Genomic DNA, 26406 nt, shown 5'->3' on the forward strand with positions numbered 1-26406 from the left:
TCGAAGTAGGATTTGCGCATGGCCATCCGCGTCCAGCTCGACCGCGTCCTCGTGGAACGCCGCATGTCATTGACCGAACTCGCCGACCGGGTCGGGGTGACGGTAGCGAATCTGTCGATCCTGAAGACCGGCAAGGCGCGCGCGGTGCGGTTCTCGACCCTGGACGCCCTGTGCCGCGAGCTGGACTGCCAGCCCGGCGATCTGCTGGCTCACGAGCCAGGGCCCGGCGACACGATCGAGGACGACGGCGAGGCATGAGGCGAAAGGGCCCGAGCCGTGACGAAAACGGACTGACGCCCGAAGACCGTCGCATCTGGACCCGCGTCGCCGGATCGGTCGTGACGCCGAGGACGCGCAAGGCCGCCCGCGTCACGCCCGGCGCCGAAATGCCGCCCGAGATCGTGGTGACGCCGATCGAGCGTCCGCGCCCCCTGGTCAAGACGTCTCCCAAACGCACCGCTGTCGCGCCGCCGGCGGAAAAGCGACCTTCGCCGAACAAGCCCAAGCCCGCGCCCGAGGATCTGGAGCCGCGCCGCAAGCAGCGGCTGTCGCGCGAACGCGATCCCATCGAGGCGCGCATCGACCTGCATGGCTTCGGCCGGTTCGAGGCTGAGGATCAGCTTCGAGGCTTCCTGACATCGTGCCAGGCGCGCGGAATGCGGGCGGTGCTGGTCATCACCGGCCAGGGTCGGATGGGCGGCGGGGTGATCCGTTCGGCCTTTGCGGAATGGATGCATTCGCCCGTACTGCGCGGCGTGGTGTCGGGCTTCACCATCGCCCACCAGAAGCACGGCGGAAACGGCGCCTTCTACGTCACCCTGAAACGCCGGACCTGACGCTCACGAAAAAGGCCGGGCCCGCGCTGGCGGACCCGGCCTTTCGAAAAGCGGCTTTGCTCTGGCCTATTTGGCGGCGATGGCGCCGGCCAGGATCACGTCGATCTGTTTGCCAATATGGTCCGACAGGGCCTGCGCGTCCCATTCGTCATAGGCGGCGCGGCGATAGTTCGACAGATAGGCGTCCCAGATCAGCTCGACCAGCAGGCGGCTGTCGGCGTCCTTGGACAGCTCGCCCTTGGCCACCGCATCCTGAAGGATGTTGCTGATGGCGAGCAGCAGGTTCTTGGTCGCGGCGCGGGCGCGCATTTCGGCGGCCAGGGGCTGGAACCACGAGCGGGCCACGATGGCCTGGAACAGGGGCAGTTGGTCCAGCGAGGAGTGGTAGCCGGCGCTCAGCGCGCTGACCAGGCGCTGGCGGACGGGCTCGCCTTCGGGCGCCGCGGCCTCGACCACCTCGGCCAGACGCGTCATGTCCTCGGTCAGGACGGCTTCGAACAGTTCGGCCTTGTCCTGGAAGTTGGCGAACACGGCGCCGGTGGACATGCCCGCGCCCTTGGCGATGTCGCGGATCGTGGCGGGCTCATAGCCGCGCTCGGCGAAGAGCGAGCGGGCGGCGTCCAGAACCTTTTGTCGCGTGCGGATCTTGGCAGCCTGGCGGCGGTTCAAGCGGGGCTCGACAGCGAGGGAGGCGACGGTATCTGTCATATAATCAGGCTTTTACTCTACTTTCGGTCTCTGGTCGGGGCGAGCCCGGCATCGACCTCGAATGAATGTCTGAGCCCCTGGATCGAACCGAAAGGGCGCTTCTGCTCCGCAGATGCAGTCATGGAGAGCGGCGCTTGCATCACGGAACCATGACGAAAATGGGTCCGGCGACGGTCTGTAAGGGGCTTCCCTTACTCCGGCGCGGGGTCGACCCGCGCCGGGCGCAGCGTGCGGCGCAGTGCGCGGCTGGGGCGATTGCGACGCTCGATCGGGATGGCCGACTGGAAGGCCTTGCGAAACTGATCGCGACGTTCGTGGACCGAGGCGAGCACCAGGCCCATGGGCACGCCCAAGTCGACCAGGGTGTTTTCGGCGAGCTGCAGACTGGCCTCGGTCGTCTCCGGCACGGCGTCGGTGACGCCCAGTCCATACAGCCGAATGGCGTGCTGATCGTCACGGGCGCGGGCGATCAGGATCAGGTCGTCGCGCATCGACCGCGCCGTGGTGACGACCTCGTCCACTTTCGTCGGCGCGTCCATGGTGACGATCAGGGCGCGGGTGGATTGGACGCCGCAGTGCTGGAGCATCTCGCGCCGCCCCGCATCGCCATAGAAGACATCGAATCCGTCACGTCGGCCCGCAGCGACGGCGCCCGCATCGGTGTCCAGGGCGATGAAGGGCTGATCGTGCGCTTTCAGCATTTCCCCGATCAGCCGGCCGACACGCCCGAAGCCGACGATGATGACCGCGCCGTCGGCCGCCTCCAGCTTTGGAAGCGCGACGGGCTGGCCTGCGGCGGATGACTTGCGCGCCAGCTTCTGACCCAGCAGGGCGAGCAGGGGGATCGAAAAGATGCTGACGGTCGCCGACAAGGCCACGGTGTTGGTCAGTTGCGGCGGCGCGAGGCCTTCGACCAGGCCGGTGGCGAAGACCACGAAGGCGAACTCGCCCGCCGGCGCCAGAACGAGCGCCGTCTCCAGCGCCGGGCGGGCGCCCAGGCCCCAAAAACGCGCCAAGCTGAAGATGACGCCGGTTTTCACGACCGTGAGGGCCAGGGCCAGGCCGAAGACGCCGACCGGATCGGCGGCGATGGCGTCCAGGTCCAGACCCAGGCCGACGCCGACGAAGAAGACGCCCAGCAGAAGCCCCTTGAACGGTTCGATGGAAACCTCGACCTCGCGCCGGAACTCGGTCTCGGCCAGCAGCACGCCGGCCAGAAGGGCGCCGATACTCATCGACAGGCCGCTGGCCTGGGCGGCGAGACCTGCGCCGACCACCACCAGCAGGGAGGCGGCGACGAACAGTTCGCCGCCCTGAGCGGCCTTGCGCGCCTTGGCCACCGATCGGAACATCGGCCGCAGCACCACCCGCCCGAGCAGCACCATCAGACCCAGGCCGATGGCGGCCGGAACCAGGGTGAACAGGGCGCGTCCCAGCACGGCGGGATCCAGCGCGCCGCCCTGCTGGGCCAGGGCCGCCAGGACGGTGACGGTGATCAGGATCGGGGCGACCGACAAATCCTGGGCCAGCAGGATGGCGAAGGTGGAACGGCCGACCGTCCCCTTCAGCCGCCCGCGCTCGGCCAGCACGGGCATGACCACGGCCGTCGAGGATAAGGCGAGGCCCATGCCCAACACGACGGCGCTGACCAAGGTCTGTCCCATCAGCATGAAGCCGCCCGCCAGCACGGCGGTGCAGACGACGACCTGCATCAGCCCCAGGCCGAACACGAGCCGACGCATGGCGCGCAGCCGCTCCCACGACAGCTCCAGACCGATCATGAACAACAGGAATGCGACGCCCAGTTCCGACAGCTGCGCCAACTGGCCCGGATCGCCGATGGTCAGCCACGACAGCCAGGGCAGGCTTTGCGCGAACCGGCCCAGGCCGTCCGGCCCCAGCAAAACGCCCGCAGCGAGGAAGCCCAGGACGGGGCTGACCTTGAGCCGATTGACCAGGGGCACGATGACGCCGGCGGCCGCCAGAAAGACCACCAGATCCTTATAGTCGCCGCCCTGACCGTGCATCCGCCCTCCTCGCGTCGGCGTATCTGACCCTGATCCCCGCCCCGTGGCGAGAGGTCGCATCGGAATCATGAACTTTTTTTAAGGCGACACCCCCCCTCGCCGGACTAGGGTCTGCGCCGAACCATCCAAATGCCGGGTGGGAACAGGGACATAGTGATGAAACGTCTGCTTATCGGGGCCGCCGTCGGCGCCCTTCTTCTGCCCGCCAGCACGGTTCTGGCTCAGGATATCGGTCACGACCACGCCTGCATCGACGACGCCTGCACCATCGTTTCGCTGTTCTCGGGCGAAGAGACGGCAGCCGGCTGGCAGGGCACCGAGGCGCCCCGCTACGGAACCTGGGGCTTCGACATGGCCGGCCGCGACACCTCGGTGAAGCCGGGCGACGACTTCTTCCAATACGCCAACGGCAAGGCGCTGGAAAAGCTGGTCATTCCGTCGGACCGCACCAGCTATGGCTCGTTCGCCCTGCTGCGTGAACTGTCGGACAACCGCATGAAGGAACTGGTGCTGGGCTTGGCCAACCGCACCGACCTGGCGCCCGGATCGGACGAGGCCAAGGTCGCCGACGCCTATCGCTCCTACATCGACGAGGCGCGAATCGAGCAGTTGGACGCCCAGCCGCTGCAACCCTATCTGGCCGCGATCCGCGCCGCCGACAGCCATGACAAGATGGCCGTCTATATGGGCCAGACGGCCGGTCGCTTCGGCTCGTCCTTCTTCGGCACCGGCATCACGATCGATTCCAAGCAACCGACCCGCTACGTCGTCTCGACGGGCCAGTCGGGCATCGGCCTGCCGAACCGCGACTATTATCTGGACGCCCGTTTCGCCGACAAGAAAGAGAAGTATCAGGCCTATGTCGGCCGGATGCTGGAGATGATCGGCTGGACCAACCCGACCGAAACCGCCGCCCAGATCGTCGCACTGGAAACCAAGATCGCCGAGGCCCACTGGACCCCGGTGGAGAACCGCAACCGCGACCGGACTTATAACGAGTTCACCATCGCCAAGCTGGCCGAGGACGCCCCGGGCTTCGCCTGGCAGGCTTACTACGATGCGGCCAAGCTGGGCGGCGTGCCGCGCCTGATCGTGCGCCAGGATACGGCCATGCCCAAGATCGCGGCCATCTACGCCGAGACGCCGGTCGAACTGCTTCAGGCCTGGCAGGCCTTCCACACCGCCGACGACATGGCGCCGCTGATGTCCAAGCGCTTCGCCGACGCTCAGTGGGAGTTCCGTTCGCGCGATCTGTCGGGTCAGCCTGAGCAGCGCACCCGCGAAAAGCGCGCGATCTCCTTCGCCGAAGGATCGCTGGGCGAGGCCACGGGCCGGCTCTACGTCGCCCAGTACTTCCCGGCCGAATCCAAGGCCAAGATGGAAGAACTGGTCGCCAATCTGCGCACCGCCCTGTCGCACCGGATCGACAACCTGACCTGGATGGGGACCGAGACGAAGGCGGCGGCGCAGGAGAAGCTGCGCAAGTTCACCGTCAAGATCGGCTATCCCGACAAGTGGCGCGACTACTCCGGTCTGGATATCCGCGCGAACGACCTGGTCGGCAACGCCGAGCGCCGCGGCCTGTTCGAGTGGAACTATGATCTGGCCCGTCTGAACGAGCCGGTCGACAAGTCGGAGTGGGGCATGACCCCGCAGACGGTCAACGCCTACTACAACTCGGCCAACAACGAGATCGTCTTCCCGGCCGCGATCCTGCAGCCGCCCTTCTTCGATCCGAATGGCGATGCGGCGGTCAACTACGGCGGCATCGGCGGCGTGATCGGCCACGAGATCGGCCACGGCTTCGACGATCAAGGGTCCAAGTCCGACGGCGACGGCGTGCTGCGCAACTGGTGGACGCCGGAAGACAAGGCGAACTTCGAGGCCCTGACGGCGCGTCTGGGCGCGCAATATGCGACCTATGAGCCGATCGCCGGCTATCACATCAACCCTGGCCTGACGATGGGCGAGAACATCGGCGACGCGTCTGGCGTGGCCGTCGGTCTCGAGGCCTACCACCTGTCGCTCAACGGTCAGCCGGCGCCCGTGATCGACGGAACGACCGGCGACCAGCGCTTCTTCTACGGCTGGGCTCAGGTCTGGCAGTCGAAGTACCGCGACGAGGCGCTGAAGCAGCAGGTCGCCACCGACCCGCACTCGGCCGCTCAGTTCCGCGTCATCGGCCCGCTGCGCAACGTCGATGCCTGGTACGACGCCTTCGACGTTCAGCCGGGCACGAAATACTATCTGACGCCCGAGGAACGCGTCCGCCTCTGGTAGGGCGACGCTTGTTCGAGAATGGAAAGGCCGGGGTTCGCTCCGGCCTTTTTCATATCGAGACACGGCTGCTCGATTTCGACGCCGTATCGAGAATTTGTCGAGGTTTCATGGGAGTTTGTCTGGACTCCAGACGCGAAAAAGCCCGCTGCGGGGGATACATCGCAGCGGGCTTTCGCGCTCTTTAAAGAGCGGACGTTTCCTCCCCGAAACGCCTTCGAGTGCTGCGCGCTTGAGCAACGCTTGCCCTCGAGTGAGGTCATTTGACGCAAGGGCCGGTCGGTCGTCAACGGCCGGTTTCGCGAGAGTCGAACTTTCTTCGACTTATCACTGATAACCCATTTCAGGGGCGAGCCATTATCGAAGCTTATTCGATAATGGACTTTATGGCGGCGACCAAGCCTTCGCGGGCGATCTTCATCTGGCCGGGACGTTCGGCCTTCCAGGCGTCGTTGTCCGTAATTGCGGCGGCGGCGGCGCGGCCGGCGTCAAGATCCTTGATCGTGACCTCGCCAGCGGCGATCTCATCGCCGCCCAGGATGACGACAACCGGAGCGCCGCGCCGGTCGGCGTATTTCATCTGCGCCTTCATGCCGGCGCGACCCAGATAAAGCTCGGCGGCGATCCCGGCGGCGCGCAGTTCGGCGACGGCGGTCAGATAATGGGCCATGTCGTCCTCGGAGAAGACGATGACGACCACGGGCCCGCGCACGGCGTCCTCGGCGCCCCGTCCCGCCGCGCGCAGGGCCGAGGCCAGACGCGAAACCCCGAAGGAGAAGCCAGTCGCCGGCGTACTCTGGCCGGTGAAGCGGGCGACCAGATCGTCGTAGCGACCACCGCCGCCGATGGAGCCGAAGCGGACGGGGCGGCCCTTGTCGTCAACCGTGTCGAGCAGCAGCTCGGCCTCAAAGACGGCGCCGGTGTAATATTCCAGGCCGCGCACGATGGTCGGATCGAACTTCACGGCGTCCTGGCCGACCGACATGGCGGCCAGCGCCCGGTCGATGGCGGCCAGTTCGTTCAGCGCCGCCTCGCCCGCCGCGCCCAGATCACCGGAACGGGCGACGGCGTCCAGCGTCTCGGCCCGCGACAGGTCGGGCGTATTGGCCGACGCCAGGAAGGCCTCGATGGCCGCCGTCACCTTGGCGGGCAGTTGTGCGCCCTTGGTGTAGTCGCCGGACTCATCCAGACGGCCCTCGCCCAGAAGCTGGACCACGCCGTCCCAGCCCAGACGGTCGAACTTGTCGATGGCGCGAAGGGCGGTCAGGCGCTGCCCTGCCTCGGTCACGCCGCCCGCGTCGAACAGGCCGTCGAACAGTTTGCGGTTCGAGACGCGGATCTGGGCCTGGCCCGCATCCAGACCGGCCCCGCGCAGACCTTCGCAGCCCATGGCGATGATCTCTGCGTCGGCCTCAGGCCGGTCCGAGCCGACGGTGTCGGCGTCGCACTGCCAGAACTCGCGGAAGCGACCTGGGCCGGGCTTCTCGTTCCGCCAGACCGGACCATAGGCATAGCGGCGGAACGGCTTGGGCAGGGTCTCCCAAGTCTGGGCCGCGAACCGGGCCAGGGGCGCGGTGTGGTCGTAACGCAGGGCCATCCATTCGCCCGGCTCGTCCGATCCGGCGTCGTCCTGTAGTGCGAAGACGCCCTCATTCGGCCGATCGGCGTCGGGCAGGAACTTGCCCAGCGCATCGGCATATTCGAAGGCCGGCGTCTCCAGCGGCTCGAAGCCCCAGCGCTCATAAACCTCGGACACGCGCGCGACGATGCGCCGCTCGGCGGTCAGGTCACGGCCGCGCTTGTCGGCGAAGCCGCGCGGATTGCGGGCGAGGGGGCGGGGAGGCGCGGCGTCGGTCATGGCGCGCGCTTAAGCCAAGGCGCCCTTGATCGCAAATTCTGCACGGCGGCTGACGTGAAGACAGCGTCCGTCGGCGCCATGCAATGGTCTGTTCCTAAAGACGAAATCCTGATCTCGGCGGAACCGCTGTGCGGATTTTTCGTTGATGGCACATGACGCCCCACGCCCTTCTCGTTCCGCGCACCTGCAACACCTCAGATCGCCGCACGATCCGGTGGTGGGAGTGCGAACTGATCGATGACGCCGGATCGCGCCGCTTGCAGAACCAGGCCTTCTTCTCGATCCGTGAAGCCCGGTCCTGGGCGTCGGCGCAGGGCTATCCCGTCAGCGACGACGCCGCCTCTGCGGCTGAGCTTTAATGTCCGACGCTGCGCCAAGCGGCATTCTGACCGCCGAAGCGTTCGATACGCCACGTATCCTGCTTGCCGGCGCGGTCGATTACGCCATGTATGACCGCTTTCGCCAGCAGATGGCGGAAGCGCCCGACACCGGGCTGACCGTCATCGAACTGTCGACCTTGGGCGGTGATCCGGAGGTGGCGCGCATGATGGGCGAGGATGTGCGCTTTCAAAGCGACATCAATCCGTCCCGCCGGCTGGTCTTTCTGGGCAAGGCGGCGATCTATTCCGCCGGCGCCACCTTCATGAGCTTCTTTGCGGTGGAAAACCGCTATCTGACGCGCGGCGCCCGGGTGATGATCCACGAGCGCAAGATGGACACGCAGCTGCACGTCACGGGGCCGCTGACGACCTGCATCGCCTCGGTTCGCGCCATGCTGAACGAGCTGGAACACTCCATCGCCATCCAGAACGAGGGTTTCGAGAACCTGGTGCGCGGATCGTCGGTGACGATGGAGGAAGTGCTGAAACGCGCCCCTGCCAACTGGTACATCGAGGCCCAGGAGGCAAAGGCTCGCGGTCTGATCGCAGAAGTGATTTGACCCGCCCACCGGATCAGACCTGGAGCGTTTCCACGGTCAAATTTCCGTTGGTGTAGACGCAGATTTCGGCCGCGATTTTCATGGCCTTGCGGGCGACCTGTTCGGCGTCCAGATCGGTTTCCTCGATCAGGGCGCGGGCGGCCGACAGGGCGTAGTTGCCGCCCGACCCAACGGCGGCGACGCCATACTCCGGCTCCAGCACATCGCCGACGCCCGTTACGGTGAAGATGGACGACTTGTCCGCCACCAGCAGCATGGCCTCCAGCCGGCGCAGATAGCGGTCGGTGCGCCAGTCCTTGGCCAAGTCGACGCAGGCGCGCGCCAGTTGATCCGGATACTGCTCCAGCTTGGCCTCAAGCCGCTCGATCAGGGTGAAGGCGTCAGCCGTGGCGCCGGCAAAGCCGGCCAGCACCTTGCCGCCAGCCAAGGTGCGCACCTTGCGGGCGGCGCCCTTGACGATGGTCGGGCCCATCGAGACCTGGCCGTCGCCGGCGATCACGGTGCGTCCGTTCTTGCGCACCGCCAGAATGGTGGTGCCGTGCCAGTCGGGGAAGTTGGATGCGGTCTGGGTCATGACGATCAGATGGCGCGGCTGGGGGCCGGCATCAAGTCTGTCGCGCCTTGGTGTAACGCTGTCTTATTTTGACCCCAATATTGGCTAGAAGGCGCAATCCACTTTCGCGGTTCTTTGAAATCGAGGGCCAGGTTTTGCTTTATCGCGTCGTTTTCGTGAGTGAAATGATCGGTGGCGCCAACCACACGATCCAGTCGCTTGCCGAAATCCTCGGCGCGTCGGAGCGAAACAATCGCCGCGACGAGATCGGCAGCGCCATGCTGTTCTACGAGGGCGAGATGGCCCAGGTCATCGAGGGCGCCCGTGCGGACCTGGATCGCTTGATGTCTCGCCTCTGGAAAGATCCGCGTCATCACAACATTCGCGTCCTGGATGATCGACCCGTCATGCAGCGGCGGATGCGCGAACCCGCACGGCTGTGCGCCCTCAGCACCCAGCAGGCCGCCGACATTCTGCGCGGACGGCGCCTGAGCGATCTGTCCAGCGCGGGTCTGGAAAAGCTGCTGTCGTGCGAACACGTCCGGATGGCCGCCTGAGGCGCTAAGCGACAGGCCCCTCGCGCCGGAACCTCTGCGGCGCTAAATAGGGCGGTGATCTTTTCCGAAGACGAAGTCGAACGCTATGCGCGCCATCTGGTCCTGTCCGAAATGGGCGGGCCGGGGCAGCAGGCGATGAAGCGCGCGCGGGTGCTGATCGTCGGGGCGGGCGGCGTGGGATCGCCGGCGGCGCTCTATCTGGCGGCGGCGGGTGTAGGGGCGCTGGGCCTGATTGACGACGACGTGGTGGGCCTGTCCAACCTTCAGCGGCAGATCGCCTTTTCGACGGCGCAGGTCGGCCGGTCAAAGGTCGAGGCGGCGGCGGAACGGCTGGTCGGCCTCAATCCGCATGTCGCGATCGAAACCTTCGCCGAGCGGATCACCGCCGAGAATGCGGCGGCGCGGATCGCAGCCTTCGACATCGTTCTGGACGGGACCGACGATTTCCAGACCCGGCTGTGGGTCAATGCGGCCTGTGTTGCGGCGGGCAAGCCGCTGGTGTCGGGCGCGCTTGGCCGCTGGAACGGGCAGGTCGGGGTCTTTGAGGGCCAGCCCTGCTATCAATGCCTGGTGCCCGAGATCCCGCCGGATGCGGAGACCTGTGCGCGCGTCGGCGTCGTGGGCGCTCTGACCGGCGTGATCGGGTCGATGGCGGCGCTTGAGGTCGTCAAGCTGATCACCGGCGCGGGCGAGGCCCTGACGGGACGGCTGCTGCTGTATGACGGTCTGGCGGGCTCGGCGCGGACCGTGCGGGTCGCCGCTGATCCAGAATGCCCGGTCTGCGGCTGACGCTCAGGCGGCCGTCGCGAAACGGATGTCGGCCAGATCCAAGTCAGGCAGCGGCGGAGCGAAGCCCAGCGCCGGGTTGCTGAGCACCGTCACCAGACGTTCGCCGCAATAAAGATACAGGGTCTCGAACCCGACCCAGTTGCGGGCGATCGCCTCCAGCGCCTGATTGGCCGCCGTGTCGTTCGCCGCGTCGAGGACGCAGATGTCCCGCACCGGAACGCCGGGCAGGTTGACGATGCAGTAGTAGGAGTCCAACGCACACTTCCTCGATCAGGACGCCGGAAACGAAGCGCGTTTACGACGGTTCCTCCCCTGCCAGCGGTTTTCGACAGCCGTGTGAGTTCGGTCCGACAGACTTGTGAAAAGGAGGCCTGATGGCCCGACGTCCCGCCTCGCCCAAACGCCTGAACGCCGCAAATCTCAGCGGCTTAGGGGCTGAGCGTCTGGGCGAACTGCTGATGCAGGCGGCGGATGCGGATGCGATCCTGAAGCGGCGGCTCAGGCTGGTGATGGCGGCCGAGGCGGGGCCGGATCTGCTGGCCCTGGAAATCGACAAGCGCTTGACGACCATCGCGGCCAGCCGCGCGCGCGTATCGTGGCGAAAGCGGCCGGACCTGCTGCGCGATCTGGAGATTCTGCGGGCTGCAATCGTCGAGGATTTGGCCGAGGCCGCGCCGGCGATGGGGTTGGAGCGATTGATCGGCTGGTTCGACCTGTTTCGCGGCCTGGCGTCGCGGGTCAAGGATCAGAAGGGCGAATTGGCCGACGCGTTCGAAACGGCGGCTGCGGATTTGTGGCGGATCGCCGAGGATGCGGTTCGGAGGGACGACAGCACAGTGGGTCTGCTGGCGAAGGCGGTGGCGCGACAACCGCTCGAATACGCCCGTTGGATCGGCGCGGGCGGCGTCGATTTGACGGCTGACCTGGCCAAGAGGCTGCTGGGTCGGGTCGATGCCGCATCCACCGCGCGCGGCATGCGAACGGTCGTGCGACGGCTGGCCGACCGGGCGGGCGATCTGGACCTGTGGCTGTCGATGACGACGCCGGAGGAGCGGGGCTCGCCGGATTTTGCGGCGGTGATGGCCAAGCGGCTGCTGGTCGCTGATCGCATTCCAGAAGCGCGTCAGGCGCTGGAGGCGGCGCTCAAACCGTCGGCAGGCAACCGGCGTTGGACCTTCGGGCGATCCCCGCAGGCCGGGCCGCCGGTCCTGACGCCGGCGTGGGAGGCGACCTCGATCGACCTCTTGGAAGCCGAGGGCCGCAAGGAAGAGGCGCAGGATCTGCGCTGGGCGATGTTCGAGCGCGACCTGTCCGCGCCGGTGCTGCGGGCCTATCTGGCGCGCCTACCCGACTTCGACGATGTGGAGGCGCTGGACCGCGCGCTGGCCCATGCCGCGACCTATGCCGACGTCAAGACGGCGCTGGGTTTTCTGATGGACTGGCCCGCCCATCGCGAGGCCGCCGCCCTGGTCGAACGCCGCATCCGCGAGGTGCGCGCGCCGCTGCCGCTCAAGGCCGACTGGGCGGCGCGGCTGGCGCAAAAATATCCCGACGCGGCCGAGCGGCTGCTGGCGGCAGGCTAGAGCATTGCCGGGATGACGCGGTCAGGCGGGCGATGGCCGTTCTGGTAGGTCATGACGTTGGCGATGACGCGGTCGCCCATATCCTGGCGCGCCTCCAGGGTGGCGGAACCCAGGTGAGGCAGCAGCACGACATTGGACTGGCCCAGCAGGCCATGATGGATCGCGGGCTCGTTCTCGAAAACGTCCAGGCCGACGCCGGAAAGGGCGCGCATGGCCACCGCCTGGGCCAAGGCCGCCTCGTCGATCAGCTCGCCGCGGGCGGTGTTGATCAGGATGGCGTGGGGCTGGAGCCGAGCCAACCGCTCGGCCGACAGCAGATGGTGGGTGTCCTTCGTCGCCGGACAGTTCAGCGAGACGATATCCATCCGCGCCAGCATCTGGTCCAGATCGTCCCAGTAGGTCGCGCCCAGTTCTTCCTCGATCAGGGCCGGGACGGGCTTGCGATTGTGGTAGTGGACCTGAAGCCCGAAGGCCTTGGCGCGCCGGGCCAGGGCCTGGCCGATCCGGCCCATGCCGACGATGCCCAGCCGCTTGCCCCACAGTTTGCGCCCGCACATCCAGGTCGGGGTCCAGCCCTCGAACCGGCCTTCGGCCACCACCTGGGCGCCCTCGACGATGCGGCGGCTGACGGCAAGGATCAGGCTCATGGCCAGGTCGGCGGTGTCCTCGGTCAGGACGCCGGGGGTGTTGGTGACGATGATGCCGCGCGCCACGGCCGCGTCGACGTCGATATGGTCCACACCGGCGCCGAAGTTGGCGATCATCTTCAACTGCTCGCCTGCGCCATTGATCAGGTCGGCGTCGATGACGTCTGTGATGGTGGGCACCAGAACCTCGGCCCGCTGGACGGCGGCCTGCAACGCGGCGCGGTCCATCGGCTGATCCTTCAGGTTCAGCTCGGCGTCGAACAGCTCCCGCATCCGCGTTTCGACCGCGTCGGGCAGGCGTCTGGTTAATACGACCTTAAGCTTGCGGGGGGACATTCTCGGCCTTGGTTAGCGGGCGGCGATTCAGACGGATCAAAGCCCGCGCGACGGGTCGTTCCAATCAGTGTCTAGCAAAGCCGCCGCCATCTTCCAAAGCCTGCGACGCCGCATCGCCATCGTTGGAGCCATTCTCGGCCTCGGCGTGATGGCCAGCGCCGGCGCGACCATGCCCGACGGACGCCCGACGCCCACCGGGCTCGAGGTGCCGCGCTGGATTTCGCTGAAGTCCTCGCACGTCCGCGCGCGCCAGGGGCCGGGTCTGGATTATCCGATCCTGTGGGAATACCGGGCCGCCGGCCTGCCGGTTCAGGTGATCGCCGAGACGACCGAATGGCGCAAGATCTGCGATCCCGACGGCGCCGTGGCCTGGATCCACCGCACGGTGTCGTCGGGCCGGCGTTACGTCTTCAACACGACCGCAGAGGAAGTGCCGATCCGGTCGGGCCGATCCGAGACGGCGTCGGTGCGCGCGCGTCTGTCGCCGCGCGCCCTGGTGATGCTGGACGAATGCGAAGAGGGCTGGTGCAAGGTCCGGGCGCGACGACTGGAGGGTTTTGTGGCCCAGCGGGCGGTGTTCGGAACCCAGGAGCGGGCGCTGTGCAACGCCAATCGCCCCGCGGGCACGGGTCGCAACTGACCGCACGCTGTTGAGCGAAGCGGCGCGGTCGTGTAACCCGCGCGCAACGTATCAAGAAACGGAAGCGCCTTGACCCAGTCCCAATATCCTTCGTCCTTCGATCATGAGGCCCTGCTGGCCTCGGGCCGCGGCGAGCTGTTCGGTCCCGGCAACGCCCAGCTGCCCGCCCCGCCGATGCTGATGTTCGACCGCATCACCACGATCAATGCGGACGGCGGAGAGCACGGCAAGGGCTATGTCGAGGCCGAACTCGACATCCATCCCGACCTCTGGTTCTTCCAGTGCCACTTCATCGGCGACCCCGTCATGCCGGGCTGCCTGGGCCTGGACGCCATGTGGCAGCTGGTCGGCTTCTATCTGGGCTGGATCGGCGGTCCCGGTCGCGGCCGCGCGCTGGGCGTCGGCGAAGTCAAGTTCACCGGCCAGGTCACCCCGGACATCAAGAAGGTGGTCTATAAGATCAACCTGAAGCGCGTCATCAACCGCAAGCTGGTCATGGGCATCGCCGACGGCGTGCTGGAGGCCGACGGCCAGGTCATCTACACCTGCAACGACATGCGGGTCGGCCTGTTCGGCGCCAAGGATGAGGCGGCGGGCGGTTAACGCCCCTATATAACCGCGAACAAGGCGGACGGTCCTCGGACCAGGAAGCATCAAGAAGGAAACACCATGCGTCGTGTCGTCGTCACCGGCCTGGGCATCGTCTCTTCCATCGGCCACGGCGCCGAGGAGGTCACCCAGTCCCTGCGCGAAGCCCGTTCGGGCGTCGTTCATGCTCCCGACCACGCCAAATACGGCTTCCGCAGCCAGGTCTGGGCGCCGCCCAAGATCGGCCCGTGGGAAGAGCTGGTCGACCGTCGCGCCGCGCGCTTTTTGGCCAACGGCACCGCCTGGGGCCACATCGCCTTCGAAGAGGCGCTGAAGTCGTCGGGCATGACGGCGGACGAGATCAAGGATGACCGGATCGGCCTGATCGTGGGCGAGGGCGGTCCTTCGACCCAAGTGATCTTGCAGGCGGCCGCGACCACGATCGAGAAGGGCGCGCCCAAGCGCATCGGCCCGTTCGCGGTGCCCAAGGCGATGGCGTCGGGCCCGTCGGCGGTGCTGTCGACCTGGTTCCAGATGCGCGGCATCAACTATTCGATCAGCTCGGCCTGCGCGACGTCGGCCCACTGCATCGGCGCCGGGGTCGAACAGATCCAGTGGGGCAAGCAGGACGTGGTCTTCGCCGGCGGCTGCGAGGACATCGACTGGTCCATGTCCAACATGTTCGACGCCATGGGCGCCATGTCTTCGGACTTCAACGACAATCCCTCGGTCGCCTCCAGAGCCTATGACGCCAACCGCGACGGTTTCGTCATCGCCGGCGGCGCCGGCATCGTGGTGCTGGAAGAGTATGAGCGGGCCAAGGCGCGCGGCGCAACCATCTATGCCGAAGTCACCGGCTATGGCGCCAATGCCGACGGCTACGACATGGTCGCCCCCTCGGGCGAGGGCGCCCAGCGCTGCATGAAGATCGCGCTGGAACAGGCCGGCAATCCGAAGATCGACTATCTGAACCCGCACGGCACCTCGACGCCCGTGGGTGACGCCAAGGAGATGGAGGCCGTGCGCGCCGTCTTCGGCGACCAGATGCCGATGATCTCCTCGACCAAGTCGCTGACCGGCCACTCGCTCGGCGCGGCCGGCGCCCAGGAAGCCATCTACTGCCTGCTGATGATGCAGAACGGCTTCGCCGCCGAAAGCGCCCATATCGAAAATCTCGATCCGGCGTTCGAAGGCATGCCGATCCTTCGCCAGCGCCACGACGGCGAACTGACGCACGTGATGTCCAACAGCTTCGGCTTCGGCGGCACCAACGGCACGCTGATCCTGTCGAAGGTCTGAAACTTTCACCCGTCATCCTCGGGTCAAGCCCGAGGATGACGGGTGGGAGGGTTTGGGGCAGCGGCTTTATTGCGTGTGCAGGGCCATTCCCCATCTCTTTGCGTGAATTCTTTCGTCACTGCCCGTTTACACGACCGTTTCTCACCCTTAGAGAGCGTCGCCGTGACCAAGCGCCCGATTAAAGCGATGACCTCGAAAACGACCGGCTTCGGCGGGGCGGTTTCGGGTGCGCGCGTGGTCTAGCGACAACCCGATCCAAGCCCCGCCGATGCGCGGGGCGGTCGATCCGGCTGAACCCCGCGCCTCCATCCTTTCAGGAGACGCCTTCATGTCCTTTTCCCCGTCCAACCCGCCCCACGTGGGTATCGTCGGCGCCACCGGTCTGGTCGGCGAGATGATGCGCGGGTTGTTGGCCGAGCGGAACTTCCCGCTGGCTTCGCTGCGCCTGTTCGCCTCGACCCGGTCGGCGGGCAAGACGATCCGCTTCGGCGAGACCGACATCGTGGTCGAGGATGCGGCGAGCGCCGACTACGCTGGTCTGGACATCGTCTTCTTCTCGGCGGGGGGCGAGACGTCCAAGGCCCTGGCGCCCAAGGTGGCGGCCGCCGGCGCCGTGGTGATCGACAATTCCTCGGCCTGGCGGTCTGACCCGCAAGTGCCGCTGGTGGTCGCCGAGGTGAACCCGCACGCTTTGGCCAACCTGTCCAAGGGGATCATCGCCAACCCCAACTGCACCACCATGGCCGCCATGCCGGTGCTCAAGCCCCTGCACGACGCGGCGGGGCTGAAGCGTCTGACGGTCTCCACCTATCAGGCCGTCTCGGGCGGGGGGATCGAGGGCATCCGCGTGCTGGAGGACCAGTCGCGCGCCACCGTGGGGCAGGGTGCGGCCCTGGCCCGCGACGGCGGGGCTGTGGACTTCGGCGCGCCCGAGAAGTGGGTCGTGCCGATCGCCGCCAACGTCGTGGCCCTGAACTATACGCTCGGCGAAGACGGCTATACCGACGAGGAGCTGAAGCTACGCGACGAAAGCCGCAAGATCCTGGAAATCCCCGGCCTGCCGGTTTCTGGCACCTGCGTGCGGGTGCCGGTCTTCACCGGCCATTCGCTGTCGATCAACGTCGAGTTCGAGCGCCCGCTGTCGGCGGCTCAGGCGCTGGACCTGCTGGCACAGGCGCCTGGCGTGGTGGTGACGGCGGTGCCGAACCCGCTGGAGGCGTCGGGTCAGGACCCGGTCTTCGTCGGGCGCGTGCGCCTCGATCCGACCGTCGAGCACGGCCTGGCGCTGTTCGTCTCGAACGACAATCTGAGGAAGGGCGCGGCCCTGAACGCGGTCCAGGTCGCCGAGGTGCTGGTCCAGCAGCGCGGCTGACCGGCGAGGTTAGTCGTAGCGCACGCCGCTGAGATAGAGCCCTGCCGAGGGGGCGACGGGGCCGCACCGCGCGCGGTCCTTCGCCTCCAAAGCGGCCTTGACGTCGTGGGCGCTCCAGCGACCCAGCCCCACCTCGACCAGGGTTCCGGCCATGGACCGGACCTGGCGGTGCAGGAAGCTGCGCGCCTGGAACACCAGATGCACTTCTTCGCCGAAGCGCGACACGCGCGCCACGTCAAGCGACTTGACCGGCGATTTGGACTGGCAGCCGACGTCGCGGAAGGTGGTGAAGTCGTGGTGGCCGACCAGGACTTGCGCCGCATGGTGCATGGCCTCGGCGTCCAGGGTCTTCTTGACCTGCCAGACCCGGTCGCGCTCCAGCACGGGCTGGGGGCGACGGTTCAGGATGCGGTACAGATAGCCCCGGCCAGTCGCCGAGAACCGGGCGTGCCAGTCGGGATTAGGTGCGTATTCGGCCGACAGGACGCAGACGTCCTGCCGCACCAGATGGGCGTTCATGGCGTTCAGCACCGTATCGACGGGCCAGTCGCGGTCCAGATCGGCATGGATGACCTGGGCCGTCGCATGGACCCCGGTGTCGGTGCGGCCGGCGGCGGCGATGCGGATCCGTTCGCCCGAGAAGGCGTGGATGGCGGTTTCCAGCGCCCCCTGGACCGTCGGCTGGCCGTCCTGGGCCTGGAAGCCGTTGTAGGCCGTGCCGTCGTATTCGATCGTCAGCTTGTAGCGCGGCATCAGCCGAGCACGGTCCCGGCCGGCAGGGGGAAGCCGCGCAGCATCTCCTCAGCCGATTGCGCCGCCTTGCCTTCGCGCTGGACGCGGATCAAACGCACCGCGCCGTCGCCGCAGGCCACGGTCAGGGCGTCGTCCAGCACGGTTCCGGGCGCGCCCGATCCGTCCGCCAAGGCCGACAGCGGCGCCTTGATCCGCACGGGGCCAGCCTCTGACGGGGCCTCGAACCAGGCGCCGGGGAAGGGCGACAGGCCTCGGATATGCGCGTCCACCTCGGCGGCCGGGCGGGTCCAGTCGATCCGGGCCTCGGCCGGGGTGATCTTCTTGGCGTAGGTCGGCTCTCCCACCTGTTCCGAGGGGGTGACGCCGCCCCGATCGATGGCGGCCAGCGCGCGGGGCCACAGGCCCGCGCCGACATGGGCCATCCGTTCGGACAGGCTGGCGGCCGTGTCGTCGGGTAGAATGTCCATCCGTTCGCTCAGCAGGATGGGGCCTTCGTCCAGACCCAGGCTCATCTGCATGATCTGGACGCCGGTCTGCTTGTCCCCGGCCATGATGGCCCGCTGGATCGGGGCGGCCCCGCGCCAGCGCGGCAGCAGCGAGCCATGCAGGTTTAGACAGCCCAGGCGTGGCGCTTCCAGCACCTCGGTCTTCAGGATCTGGCCATAGGCGACGACGCAGGCCGCATCGAGATCCAGACTTCTGAAAGTGTCGATCGCCTCGGCGTCCTTCAGGCTTTCGGGCGTGAAGACGGGCAGACCCATGGTCTCGGCGAAGGCGTGGACGGGCGACGGCGTAAGCTTCTGGCCCCGGCCCTTGGGGCGTGGCGGCTGCGAATAGACGGCGACGATTTCGTGACCCGAGGCGATCAGCTCGGCCAGGGACGGCACGGCGAAGTCGGGAGTTCCCATGAAGGCAAGGCGCATGGGCACGCCTTTAGAACTTTAGGCGGCTTACTGCCAGCGGGTGAAGACGCCGCCGCCCTCGTCCCACTCGCCGCCTGCGTCCAGCGCGTCGTCGAAATCGAGCAGGCGATCCAGCAGCAGGCCGGCCACGACGCCCAGCAAGGCCACGCCGGCCAGGGTGGCGACGCCGGCGACGCCGACCTTCTGGCTGCGCGTCAGGCGACGACGGCCCGAGGCGTCGATGATCAGCGAGCGGCCGCGCGGAATGGACGGCGCGATCCGGCGCGCAGCGCGTTCTATACGTTCGGGGCGGACGATCTTGGTCATCAGGCGGCGATCCTGTCGCGGGCGGCCTTCTTGACCTTGGTCACGGCGCGGTCCCGCTTGAGACGCGACAGATGGTCGATGAAGAGCACGCCGTTAAGGTGGTCCATTTCGTGTTGGATGCAGACGGCGTAGAGACCCTCGGCCTCTTCCTGCACCGACTGACCGTCACGGTTCAGATAGCGAATGCGGACGCGGGCCGGGCGTTCCACCTTGTCGAAATACTCGGGGATCGACAGGCAGCCTTCCTCGTAGGTGTAGAGCTCGTCCGAGGTCCAGAGGATTTCAGGGTTGGCGAAGAAACGCGGGTTCTTGCGCGCCTCGGCGTTCTCGGCCGCCTCTTCCTCGGTCTCGCAGACCACGCCGTCCTTGTCGCCTAGATCCATGACGATCACGCGATCCAGGGCGCCGATCTGCACGGCGGCCAGGCCGATGCCCGGCGCGTCGTACATCGTCTCCAGCATGTCATCCATCAGGGCGCGGACGGCGTCGTCCACGGCCGCGACGGGCTTGGATACCTGCTTCAGGATCGCCAGGTCGGCGGCGTTGTCGATGGTGAGGATGCGTCGAATGGCCATGGCCGGGACGTAGGCCCGCCCCGGCGATAGGTCAAGATTTGCGCCCCTTGCCGCGCTCTACGCCTTGCCGGGCAGAGCGCGGGGTTTGCGGTTCTCGTCGATGGCCACATAGGTGAAGACGCCTTGGGTCACGCGCACCGACGCGGCCTGGGGCTGGCCCCGCGCTCGCTTCCAAGCCTCGACCTGGACGCGGACGGAGGTGCGGCCCGAGCCGATGACATGGGCGTAGATGCTGACCTCGTCGCCGACCGAGACGGGCTGGTGAAAGACCATGCCGTCTAGCGCCACGGTGGCGCAGCGCCCGCAGGCCAGTTCGAACGCCGGGGTCGCGCCCGCAAGGTCCATCTGCGCCAGCAGCCAGCCGCCGAAGATGTCGCCCTCGGGGTTGGTGTCGGCGGGCATGGCGATGATGCGACCGACGGGCTGATCTTCGGGCGGATATTCGGGGGCGTCGGACATGGAAGGGCCTGCGGTTTGGGGAGGCGGGCTCTCTAGCGCGGCTTCGGCGGCTTGTCGCCCTTCAGCGCCTTGGGACGGGCGGGCTCTGGGACAGCGTCGGTCAGGGTCATCAGACCGAACGAAATATGACTTGTGCCACGGCATCCTGGCGGAGAGGCGATGGGAGCCCGTATGGACATCGTTTACTTTGTCGCGTTGCAGGCGCAAATTGTCCAGAAACTTACTTCGTCACCGCCGACTAACGTAATTCCCCGACCCACTGAAGAAAAGAGCAAGCAGCCGTCAAGGATTGTGACGATGGCAAGCGGCAGGCTAGTGGACGGCAGAAAGGTCGAAGCCCTCTGTGTAGCACAGGGCTGATATACTGAGCGCCGTGCATCATATTAGCCAATACGGCGTCGAACAGATTTGCCGAAGGGAGAGTAACCACTTGCAGATTGGGCGAGAATTGAAGCTGGTCCAACATTGCCTTGTTCTCTCAGCCGCAGCACCACCAGCACTAGGGATGCCGTCTGATCGCCCATTTATCCTTCAGTTGCCGCCATAGCGTCAGCAGCAGGCCAGATTCTCGCGAGCCTGGATCGCGCCGACATGGATGAAGTCCGGCGTGAAGCCTCAATTGGGTCGCTGGTGAAGGAGTCCGGCTGCAGCTCAAGATGGGTGACGTGGACCGAAGTCAGGAGCACGCCCTTGCGCTCGGCGAGGGTGCGGGGTTCACGGCCGGTGTCGGCGAAGTTGACGAGGACTCGTCTGGCCAGACGCAGGGTGTTTCAGACCCGCGTCTGTCGCCATCGCCGGGTCGACAAAGTTCAGGTTGGGTGGCGGAGATCAGATCGTGCGGCAGGACGACTCGCTCAATCTCGGCAACCCCCAAGGTCTTGAAGCGGCGTCTGCTCGTGCAGGGTTGTGTGACCGACGATTAGACACAGATCGGCTTGCCGTCAGGGCGGCGAGCAGCCGCTGTTCGTGCGCCAGATCGGCCGCCGTGCTGGCGGCGCCGTTCCACTTGGCGCGCAGGTCGGCCACGAACCGCCGGAACCAGCCGATCTCGACCGCGACCAACCGGTTCTTGCGGCCACGCACCGGGATGGTTGTGATATCGGGCGAGGCGAGCAGCCATTCGGCATAGGCCAGACACACCCGATCCACGCCCGTCGGCGCCGACCTTTCGGCCCGGCTCATAAGCCGGCTGGCGTCGTAGAGAATGCGCATACTAGGCGACGTAGCCGGCCTGCATCAGTTCGGCGATATGGACGATGGCCGTGGGCTTGCCGTCTTCGACCACGAACAGATTGGCGATCTTGTTGGCGGTCAATAGATCGACAACGTCGCTCATCCGCGCATCCGGATCCACGGTGATGGGATTGGCGCTCATGATATCGGCCGCCGTCAGATGGGTGGTGTCGCGCTGGAAGGCCCGGCGCAGGTCGCCGTCGGTGACGATGCCAGCCAGCGCGCCATCGGCGTCCAGTACGGCCACCGCGCCCTTTCGACCTTCGGTGATCGCCGAGACCACGTCGCTGAAGCTGGCGTTCAATGCGACGCTGGCGGGGACGGCGGCATTGTCGCCCATCCATTCGCGCACGCTTTGCAGGCTCATGCCCAGGGCGCCGCCGGGGTGGTGCAGGCCGAAGTCCATGGCCGTGAATTCGCGGCGATCCATCAGCACCATGGCCAAGGCATCGCCCAGAGCGAGGGTCATCAGGGTCGAGGTGGTGGGCGCCAAGCCGTTGGGGCAGGCCTCCGCGACCTTCGGCATGGTCAGACAGACCGCTGCGTTGCGGCCCAGAAAGCTGGCCGGCCGCTGTGTGATGGCGATCACGGGAATGCCGTTGCGCTGGCAATAGATCAGCGGATCGCGCAGCTCGCGGCTCTCGCCCGAGTTGGAGATGGCCAGCACCGTCACGTCGGAACGCAGCATCCCCAGGTCGCCGTGGCTCATCTCTGCCGGGTGGACGAAGAAGGCGTTGGTGCCGGTGGAGGCCAGGGTGGCGGCGATTTTGCCGCCGATATGGCCCGATTTGCCCATGCCGGTGACGACGACATAGCCCGGCCGGCTCATGATGACATCGACTGCGCGGGCCAGCGAAACGTCGATCGAGCGTTCCAGCGCCTCCAGCGCCTCGATGTTCAGGCGCACGACCTCACGAGCGCGGTCGGTCATCACGGCGATGTCGTCGGGGGTCGAGTGAGCGATCTCGGTCATAGTGTTCTGGCCCGCAGCCGGGCTCTCCTTCTTTGACGAGCGCGATCCGCCATGAGTGCGTTTCGCGCGCCGCCTCCCTTTCAGACGACTTTGTCGGTTTCTGGTCAACCTTTGCCGCTCTGGCGCGTTACGCCGACCGGGGAACTAAAACAAAGAGTTTGATCGTCAATGCCGTCTCATGCCGGAGCCGTTTCGCTATTGCTCCCGACACCGCCCGTCGTCGCCGACGGAATTGCGCTGTTCCTGGACATGGACGGCGTGCTGGCGCCGATGGCCCCGACGCCCGACGCCGTCGTGCCGACTGCGCGTCGTACGGCGGCGCTGAAGGCGGTCGAGGCGCGGCTTGAGGGCCGCGTCGCCATCGTCAGCGGCCGCACCCTCGCCGAGATCGACCGCATTTCCGATCATGCCCTTGTCTCCGGCTCGGGCGTGCATGGCCTGGAGCGGCGTCTGAAGGACGGCTCCATTGAACGCAAGACCCCCGACGTTGGCGTCGCCCAGGCGCTGGATGCGTTTGAGGAATTCGCCGCCGATCGCCCCGGCGTGATCGTCGAGGACAAGGGCGTCTCCGTCGGTCTGCACTATCGTCAGGCGCCGGATGAAGCCGGCGCCGCCAAGGGGCTGGCGGCCGAGCTTCAGGCCGAAACGGGACTGACGCTCCAACCCGGTCATATGGTGTTGGAGCTGAAAACGCCCGGCGCCGACAAGGGCACGGCCGTCACGGCCTTTATGCAGGAGGCGCCGTTCAAGGGCGCCGTCCCGGTCATGCTGGGCGACGATCTGACCGACGAATACGGGTTCGAGGCTGCGGCGGCGCTGGGCGGATACGGCGTGCTGGTCGGCCCCGAGCGCGAGACGGCGGCGCGATACCGGCTGGACGATGTGGATGCCGTGCTCACCTGGCTTGAAGCCGTAGCGAAGGCCTGAACCGATGAAGCCCAATCTGGACCTGTTTCCCATCGGCAACTGCGGCGTCAGCGCCCTGATCGACCGTCAGGGCCGCTTCGTCTGGGCCTGCGCGCCGCGCGTGGACGGCGACCCGGTCTTTTCCGCCCTGATGGACGGCATGGCACCCAAGCACGGCTTCTGGGCCATCGAGATGGAGGACGTGAAGTCGATCAATCAGGCCTATGTCCGCAACACGCCGGTTTTGCGCACGGTGATGACGGCCGAGGACGGATCGTCGGCCGAGATCATCGACTTCGCCCCGCGTCATCCGAAGCACTCGCGCACCTATCGGCCGCTGGCCTTCGCCCGCATCGTGCGGCCGCTGTCGGGCACGCCGCGTATTCGTGTGCGGTTGCGGCCTTCGACGGATTGGGGCGCGCGCCGGGCGCCGCACACCTCAGGATCCAACCACATCCGCTATATGTGCGCCGACGTCACCTTCCGGCTGACGACCGATTGTCCCGTGTCGCATGTGCTGGAGGAGCGCGTGTTCCGGCTGGAGCGGTCGCACGCCTTCTTCCTGGGCCCGGACGAGGGCTACGATCAGGATGTCGGTCACGGCGTGCAGGGCGCGCTGGATCGCACAGTGGCCTATTGGCAGGACTGGGTGCGCAAACTCTATCTGCCGCTCGACTATCAGGAGGCGGTGATCCGCGCGGCGATCACGCTGAAGCTGTGCGCCTATGAAGAGACTGGCGCCATCGTCGCCGCCATGACGACCTCGGTGCCCGAGTTCAAGGAGAGCGGGCGCAACTGGGACTATCGCTACTGCTGGATCCGCGACGCCTATTACACGGTGCGGGCGTTGAACCGTCTGGGCGCGGTCGACATCCTCGAAAACTACCTCGTCTATCTGAGAAACCTGGTCGACGATTCCGCCGGCGGCCATGTCCAGCCGGTTTACGGCGTGGGTCTGGAGCCCGGGATCGGCGAGAGCATCGTCGACAGCGTCGAGGGCTATCGTGGCATGAAGCCGGTGCGGATCGGCAACCAGGCGCACGAACATCTGCAACACGACGTCTACGGACAGATCGTGCTGCCGCTGGTCCAGGCCTTCTATGACGCACGGCTGCTGCGTCCGGGCACGCTGGAAGATTTCCATGCGCTGGAGGCGATCGGCGAGCGAGCCTTCGCCATGCACGATCAGACCGACGCGGGCCTGTGGGAGTTCCGCACCATCGCGCGGGTCCACACCTATTCGTCCGTCATGTGCTGGGCCGCCTGCGACCGTCTGGCCAAGGCGGCCGACCATCTGAACCTGCTGGATCGGGCCGCCTTCTGGCGTGAGCGCGCGCAGATCATCCGTAAGCGGATTGAGGCGGAGGCCTATCTGCCCGACGAGGGTCGCTTCGCCGCCAGCTTCGGCGGCCGCGAGTTGGATGCCTCCCTGCTGCAGATGACCGATCTGGGCTTCCTAGAGGCGCACGATCCGCGTCAGGTCGCCACCTTCGACGCCATCGAGCGCGATCTGAAAAAGGGCAGTCACCTGTTCCGCTATGTAGAGCCGGACGACTTCGGGGAGCCGGAGACGGCCTTCAACTTCTGCACCTTCTGGTTCATCGAGGCCCTGCACCAGAACGGCCGCATCGAGGAAGCCCGCACCATCTTCCAGGAGATGCTGAGCCGGCGAACGGCCGCCGGGCTGTTGAGCGAGGACATCTCGATCGACGATGGGGAGCTGTGGGGCAACTATCCGCAGACCTATTCCCTGGTCGGCATCATCAATTGCGCCGTGCTGTTGAGCCGTTCGTGGACCGATGTGCGTTAATGTCTGGACCCCGGGGCTGGGGTCGCCGTGTGAAGTGAAGTCATGAGCCGCCTGATCGTAGTTTCGAACCGGGTTTCGGCCCCGACCGACCCTGCCGCCGGGTCCGCCGGCGGCTTGGCGATGGCCCTGTCCGCCGCCCTTAGAAAATACGACGGCCTGTGGTTCGGTTGGTCGGGCGAGCGGGTGGATCACTACACCGGCGAGGTGAAGATTGAAGACCGGGCCGGCGTCACCGTAGGGCTCGTCGATCTGGAGGGGCAGGACGTTGATGAATACTACAACGGCTACGCCAACAAGACGCTGTGGCCGCTGTTCCACCACCGCATCGACCTGGCCCAGTATGAGCGGTCCTATGGCGAGGGCTACGAGCGGGTGAACCGCCGCTTCGCCGAGGCGCTGGCGCCGTTGATCCAGCCCGAGGACATGATCTGGATCCACGACTATCACATGATCCCGATGGCGCGGGATCTGCGCCGCCTGGGCATTCGCAACCGGATCGGCTTCTTCCTGCACACGCCCTGGCCGGCGCGGCAGTTGCTGGTGACCCTGCCGCATCACCGGCGGCTGGTAGAATCGATGTTCGACTTCGACCTGATCGGTTTCCATACCCAAGAATGGAGCGATCTGTTCACCGACTATGTGGTGTCCGAGGCTCAGGGCGAGTTGGACGGGACCGGCGGGCTGGAGTGTTTCGGGCGCAAGGTTCAGACTGGCGTCTTCCCCATCGGCATCGATGTCGACGGGTTCCTGGCGGCGCGAAATTCGGCGCTTGGGGCGCGGACCTATGACCGAATGGCGGCGTCGTCAGCCTTCCGCTCGATGATCGTGGGGGTGGACCGGCTGGACTATTCCAAAGGGCTGGAAGAGCGGCTGCTGGGTTACGAACAGTTCCTGCACGACAACGCCTCGATGCGGGGCGAGGTCTTCCTGTTGCAGGTCACGCCCATCTCGCGCGACGACGTGGACAGCTATCAGGACATTCGTTCGCGGCTGGACGCCCTGGCGGGACGGATCAACGGCGCCTTCGCCGACATGGACTGGCAGCCGATCCGTTATCTGAACCGCACCTATCGCCGGGATCAGCTAGCGGGCATTTACCGCGCGGCGCGGGTCGGTCTGGTGACGCCGCTGCGCGACGGTATGAATCTGGTGGCCAAGGAATATGTCTGCGCCCAGAATCCGGACGATCCGGGCGTGCTGATCCTGTCGCGCTTTGCCGGGGCGGCCGAACAGATGGGCGAGGCGCTGCTGGTCAATCCCTACAGTCGCGAAGAGCTGTCCGACGCCATCCAGAAGGCGCTGACCATGCCGCTGGCCGAGCGGATCCGAAAATGGGAAGCTCTGATGGATGTGGTTCGCGCCACCGATGTCGGCATCTGGCGCGATGATTTCGTGCGCGCCCTGCAAGCCGATGAATCGACTTCGCAACCGACGCAGTGGGCCGGCGCGGCCTGACGC

Annotated in this window: 28 protein-coding genes; 15 read left to right on the forward strand and 13 right to left on the reverse strand. The window is 66.5% G+C overall.

Features of this window, described 5'->3' with window-relative positions:
• Nucleotides 1-18: 18 nt before the first annotated feature.
• Together ASF81_RS08145 and ASF81_RS08150 are read left to right on the forward strand one after the other, a co-directional pair.
• Nucleotides 19-258 (forward strand): helix-turn-helix transcriptional regulator, encoded by a 240-nt coding sequence (locus ASF81_RS08145; RefSeq protein WP_017504942.1) that lies wholly within the window; start codon nt 19-21, stop codon nt 256-258.
• Complete coding sequence (locus ASF81_RS08150) at nt 255-836, forward strand: Smr/MutS family protein (protein ID WP_055807463.1); 582 nt, start codon at nt 255-257, stop codon at nt 834-836. The genes ASF81_RS08145 and ASF81_RS08150 overlap by 4 nt, the downstream gene beginning before the upstream one ends.
• 66 nt (nt 837-902) lie before the next feature.
• Here the strand turns inward: ASF81_RS08150 and ASF81_RS08155 are convergent, their stop codons facing one another.
• A complete protein-coding gene (locus ASF81_RS08155; RefSeq protein WP_055807466.1) occupies nt 903-1544 on the reverse strand; it encodes a TetR/AcrR family transcriptional regulator in 642 nt (213 codons plus the stop codon).
• A 191-nt stretch (nt 1545-1735) separates the two neighbouring features.
• Nucleotides 1736-3571, reverse strand: a complete 1836-nt coding sequence (locus ASF81_RS08160; RefSeq protein WP_055807470.1) for a cation:proton antiporter — start codon at nt 3569-3571, stop codon at nt 1736-1738.
• 156 nt (nt 3572-3727) lie between these two features.
• Between ASF81_RS08160 and ASF81_RS08165 the strand changes: the two genes are divergently transcribed.
• A complete protein-coding gene (locus ASF81_RS08165) occupies nt 3728-5851 on the forward strand; it encodes a M13 family metallopeptidase (protein ID WP_055807474.1) in 2124 nt (707 codons plus the stop codon).
• A 364-nt stretch (nt 5852-6215) separates the two neighbouring features.
• On the opposite strand, the gene hisS is transcribed toward ASF81_RS08165, so the two are convergent.
• Nucleotides 6216-7706: a histidine--tRNA ligase gene (gene hisS, locus ASF81_RS08170; RefSeq protein ID WP_055807476.1), complete on the reverse strand. Its 1491-nt coding sequence runs from the start codon at nt 7704-7706 to the stop codon at nt 6216-6218.
• Between the two features lie 152 nt (nt 7707-7858).
• On the opposite strand from hisS, the gene ASF81_RS08175 reads away from it, so the two are divergent.
• Complete coding sequence (locus ASF81_RS08175) at nt 7859-8065, forward strand: hypothetical protein (protein ID WP_055807478.1); 207 nt, start codon at nt 7859-7861, stop codon at nt 8063-8065.
• Nucleotides 8065-8646 (forward strand): ClpP family protease, encoded by a 582-nt coding sequence (locus ASF81_RS08180; protein WP_055807481.1) that lies wholly within the window; start codon nt 8065-8067, stop codon nt 8644-8646. The genes ASF81_RS08175 and ASF81_RS08180 overlap by 1 nt, the downstream gene beginning before the upstream one ends.
• A gap of 13 nt (nt 8647-8659) precedes the next feature.
• On the opposite strand, the gene hslV is transcribed toward ASF81_RS08180, so the two are convergent.
• On the reverse strand, nt 8660-9220 hold the full coding sequence (gene hslV / locus ASF81_RS08185) for an ATP-dependent protease subunit HslV (RefSeq protein WP_055807483.1): 561 nt from the start codon (nt 9218-9220) through the stop codon (nt 8660-8662).
• Nucleotides 9221-9354: 134 nt separating this feature from the next.
• Between hslV and ASF81_RS08190 the strand changes: the two genes are divergently transcribed.
• Together ASF81_RS08190 and ASF81_RS08195 are read left to right on the forward strand one after the other, a co-directional pair.
• A complete protein-coding gene (locus ASF81_RS08190) occupies nt 9355-9756 on the forward strand; it encodes a BLUF domain-containing protein (protein ID WP_055807485.1) in 402 nt (133 codons plus the stop codon).
• A 54-nt stretch (nt 9757-9810) separates the two neighbouring features.
• Nucleotides 9811-10545: a molybdopterin-synthase adenylyltransferase MoeB gene (locus ASF81_RS08195; protein WP_055807487.1), complete on the forward strand. Its 735-nt coding sequence runs from the start codon at nt 9811-9813 to the stop codon at nt 10543-10545.
• Between the two features lie 3 nt (nt 10546-10548).
• Here ASF81_RS08195 and ASF81_RS08200 read toward each other — a convergent pair whose 3' ends face one another.
• Entirely contained in the window at nt 10549-10800 is a 252-nt protein-coding gene (locus tag ASF81_RS08200) for a hypothetical protein (protein WP_055807490.1), read from the reverse strand.
• Nucleotides 10801-10919: 119 nt separating this feature from the next.
• On the opposite strand from ASF81_RS08200, the gene ASF81_RS08205 reads away from it, so the two are divergent.
• The gene (locus ASF81_RS08205) at nt 10920-12128 is read left to right on the forward strand and encodes a DUF6880 family protein (RefSeq protein ID WP_055807495.1); all 1209 of its coding nucleotides are present in this window, start codon (nt 10920-10922) and stop codon (nt 12126-12128) included.
• On the opposite strand, the gene ASF81_RS08210 is transcribed toward ASF81_RS08205, so the two are convergent.
• The gene (locus ASF81_RS08210) at nt 12125-13111 is read right to left on the reverse strand and encodes a D-glycerate dehydrogenase (RefSeq protein ID WP_026108384.1); all 987 of its coding nucleotides are present in this window, start codon (nt 13109-13111) and stop codon (nt 12125-12127) included. The two genes, ASF81_RS08205 and ASF81_RS08210, sit on opposite strands and share 4 nt — an antisense overlap.
• Before the next feature lie 67 nt (nt 13112-13178).
• Between ASF81_RS08210 and ASF81_RS08215 the strand changes: the two genes are divergently transcribed.
• The 4 genes from ASF81_RS08215 (at nt 13179) to ASF81_RS08230 (ending at nt 17010) form a co-directional block, all read left to right on the forward strand.
• On the forward strand, nt 13179-13751 hold the full coding sequence (locus tag ASF81_RS08215) for an SH3 domain-containing protein (protein WP_235551295.1): 573 nt from the start codon (nt 13179-13181) through the stop codon (nt 13749-13751).
• 69 nt (nt 13752-13820) lie between these two features.
• Nucleotides 13821-14354 (forward strand): 3-hydroxyacyl-[acyl-carrier-protein] dehydratase FabA, encoded by a 534-nt coding sequence (fabA, locus tag ASF81_RS08220; RefSeq protein ID WP_055754351.1) that lies wholly within the window; start codon nt 13821-13823, stop codon nt 14352-14354.
• Nucleotides 14355-14420: 66 nt separating this feature from the next.
• On the forward strand, nt 14421-15638 hold the full coding sequence (gene fabB / locus ASF81_RS08225; RefSeq protein WP_055807497.1) for a beta-ketoacyl-ACP synthase I: 1218 nt from the start codon (nt 14421-14423) through the stop codon (nt 15636-15638).
• Nucleotides 15639-15966: 328 nt separating this feature from the next.
• Nucleotides 15967-17010, forward strand: a complete 1044-nt coding sequence (locus ASF81_RS08230) for an aspartate-semialdehyde dehydrogenase (protein ID WP_055807864.1) — start codon at nt 15967-15969, stop codon at nt 17008-17010.
• Nucleotides 17011-17019: 9 nt separating this feature from the next.
• Here the strand turns inward: ASF81_RS08230 and truA are convergent, their stop codons facing one another.
• The 7 genes from truA to ASF81_RS08265 all read right to left on the reverse strand — a co-directional run bounded on the left by truA (nt 17020) and on the right by ASF81_RS08265 (nt 22232).
• A complete protein-coding gene (gene truA, locus ASF81_RS08235; RefSeq protein ID WP_055807501.1) occupies nt 17020-17763 on the reverse strand; it encodes a tRNA pseudouridine(38-40) synthase TruA in 744 nt (247 codons plus the stop codon).
• Nucleotides 17763-18686, reverse strand: coding sequence for a methionyl-tRNA formyltransferase (gene fmt, locus ASF81_RS08240; RefSeq protein ID WP_055807504.1), 924 nt, complete (start codon nt 18684-18686; stop codon nt 17763-17765). The genes truA and fmt overlap by 1 nt, the downstream gene beginning before the upstream one ends.
• Before the next feature lie 27 nt (nt 18687-18713).
• Nucleotides 18714-18992, reverse strand: coding sequence for a hypothetical protein (locus ASF81_RS08245; protein WP_017504962.1), 279 nt, complete (start codon nt 18990-18992; stop codon nt 18714-18716).
• Complete coding sequence (def, locus tag ASF81_RS08250; RefSeq protein WP_055807508.1) at nt 18992-19567, reverse strand: peptide deformylase; 576 nt, start codon at nt 19565-19567, stop codon at nt 18992-18994. The genes ASF81_RS08245 and def overlap by 1 nt, the downstream gene beginning before the upstream one ends.
• A 57-nt stretch (nt 19568-19624) precedes the next feature.
• Complete coding sequence (locus ASF81_RS08255; protein WP_055807512.1) at nt 19625-20026, reverse strand: acyl-CoA thioesterase; 402 nt, start codon at nt 20024-20026, stop codon at nt 19625-19627.
• Between the two features lie 828 nt (nt 20027-20854).
• Nucleotides 20855-21238 (reverse strand): hypothetical protein, encoded by a 384-nt coding sequence (locus ASF81_RS08260; protein WP_055807515.1) that lies wholly within the window; start codon nt 21236-21238, stop codon nt 20855-20857.
• A 1-nt stretch (nt 21239) separates the two neighbouring features.
• A complete protein-coding gene (locus ASF81_RS08265; RefSeq protein ID WP_055807518.1) occupies nt 21240-22232 on the reverse strand; it encodes an SIS domain-containing protein in 993 nt (330 codons plus the stop codon).
• Between the two features lie 168 nt (nt 22233-22400).
• On the opposite strand from ASF81_RS08265, the gene otsB reads away from it, so the two are divergent.
• Genes otsB through ASF81_RS08280 form a run of 3 tightly spaced genes read left to right on the forward strand, consistent with a single transcriptional unit; the run spans nt 22401 to nt 26403 of the window.
• Nucleotides 22401-23159 (forward strand): trehalose-phosphatase, encoded by a 759-nt coding sequence (otsB, locus tag ASF81_RS08270; RefSeq protein WP_235559277.1) that lies wholly within the window; start codon nt 22401-22403, stop codon nt 23157-23159.
• 4 nt (nt 23160-23163) lie between these two features.
• A complete protein-coding gene (locus tag ASF81_RS08275; protein WP_055807524.1) occupies nt 23164-24948 on the forward strand; it encodes a glycoside hydrolase family 15 protein in 1785 nt (594 codons plus the stop codon).
• Between the two features lie 42 nt (nt 24949-24990).
• Entirely contained in the window at nt 24991-26403 is a 1413-nt protein-coding gene (locus ASF81_RS08280) for a trehalose-6-phosphate synthase (RefSeq protein ID WP_055807528.1), read from the forward strand.
• The last annotated feature ends 3 nt before the right edge of the window (nt 26404-26406 follow it).

This window comes from Brevundimonas sp. Leaf168, from assembly GCF_001423685.1.
GTDB classification, from domain to species: Bacteria; Pseudomonadota; Alphaproteobacteria; order Caulobacterales; family Caulobacteraceae; genus Brevundimonas; species Brevundimonas vesicularis_C.

Excerpts from the sequence above, each read along its gene's own strand:
- ASF81_RS08145 (WP_017504942.1), top strand. The coding sequence starts at position 19 with ATGGCCATCCGCGTCCAGCTCGACCGCGTCCTCGTGGAACGCCGCATG.
- ASF81_RS08150 (WP_055807463.1), top strand. The coding sequence starts at position 255 with ATGAGGCGAAAGGGCCCGAGCCGTGACGAAAACGGACTGACGCCCGAA.
- ASF81_RS08155 (WP_055807466.1), bottom strand. The coding sequence starts at position 1,544 with ATGACAGATACCGTCGCCTCCCTCGCTGTCGAGCCCCGCTTGAACCGC.
- ASF81_RS08160 (WP_055807470.1), bottom strand. The coding sequence starts at position 3,571 with ATGCACGGTCAGGGCGGCGACTATAAGGATCTGGTGGTCTTTCTGGCG.
- ASF81_RS08165 (WP_055807474.1), top strand. The coding sequence starts at position 3,728 with ATGAAACGTCTGCTTATCGGGGCCGCCGTCGGCGCCCTTCTTCTGCCC.
- hisS (WP_055807476.1), bottom strand. The coding sequence starts at position 7,706 with ATGACCGACGCCGCGCCTCCCCGCCCCCTCGCCCGCAATCCGCGCGGC.
- ASF81_RS08175 (WP_055807478.1), top strand. The coding sequence starts at position 7,859 with ATGACGCCCCACGCCCTTCTCGTTCCGCGCACCTGCAACACCTCAGAT.
- ASF81_RS08180 (WP_055807481.1), top strand. The coding sequence starts at position 8,065 with ATGTCCGACGCTGCGCCAAGCGGCATTCTGACCGCCGAAGCGTTCGAT.
- hslV (WP_055807483.1), bottom strand. The coding sequence starts at position 9,220 with ATGACCCAGACCGCATCCAACTTCCCCGACTGGCACGGCACCACCATT.
- ASF81_RS08205 (WP_055807495.1), top strand. The coding sequence starts at position 10,920 with ATGGCCCGACGTCCCGCCTCGCCCAAACGCCTGAACGCCGCAAATCTC.
- ASF81_RS08210 (WP_026108384.1), bottom strand. The coding sequence starts at position 13,111 with ATGTCCCCCCGCAAGCTTAAGGTCGTATTAACCAGACGCCTGCCCGAC.
- fabB (WP_055807497.1), top strand. The coding sequence starts at position 14,421 with ATGCGTCGTGTCGTCGTCACCGGCCTGGGCATCGTCTCTTCCATCGGC.
- ASF81_RS08230 (WP_055807864.1), top strand. The coding sequence starts at position 15,967 with ATGTCCTTTTCCCCGTCCAACCCGCCCCACGTGGGTATCGTCGGCGCC.
- truA (WP_055807501.1), bottom strand. The coding sequence starts at position 17,763 with ATGCCGCGCTACAAGCTGACGATCGAATACGACGGCACGGCCTACAAC.
- fmt (WP_055807504.1), bottom strand. The coding sequence starts at position 18,686 with ATGCGCCTTGCCTTCATGGGAACTCCCGACTTCGCCGTGCCGTCCCTG.
- ASF81_RS08245 (WP_017504962.1), bottom strand. The coding sequence starts at position 18,992 with ATGACCAAGATCGTCCGCCCCGAACGTATAGAACGCGCTGCGCGCCGG.
- def (WP_055807508.1), bottom strand. The coding sequence starts at position 19,567 with ATGGCCATTCGACGCATCCTCACCATCGACAACGCCGCCGACCTGGCG.
- ASF81_RS08255 (WP_055807512.1), bottom strand. The coding sequence starts at position 20,026 with ATGTCCGACGCCCCCGAATATCCGCCCGAAGATCAGCCCGTCGGTCGC.
- ASF81_RS08260 (WP_055807515.1), bottom strand. The coding sequence starts at position 21,238 with ATGCGCATTCTCTACGACGCCAGCCGGCTTATGAGCCGGGCCGAAAGG.
- ASF81_RS08265 (WP_055807518.1), bottom strand. The coding sequence starts at position 22,232 with ATGACCGAGATCGCTCACTCGACCCCCGACGACATCGCCGTGATGACC.
- otsB (WP_235559277.1), top strand. The coding sequence starts at position 22,401 with ATGCCGTCTCATGCCGGAGCCGTTTCGCTATTGCTCCCGACACCGCCC.
- ASF81_RS08275 (WP_055807524.1), top strand. The coding sequence starts at position 23,164 with ATGAAGCCCAATCTGGACCTGTTTCCCATCGGCAACTGCGGCGTCAGC.
- ASF81_RS08280 (WP_055807528.1), top strand. The coding sequence starts at position 24,991 with ATGAGCCGCCTGATCGTAGTTTCGAACCGGGTTTCGGCCCCGACCGAC.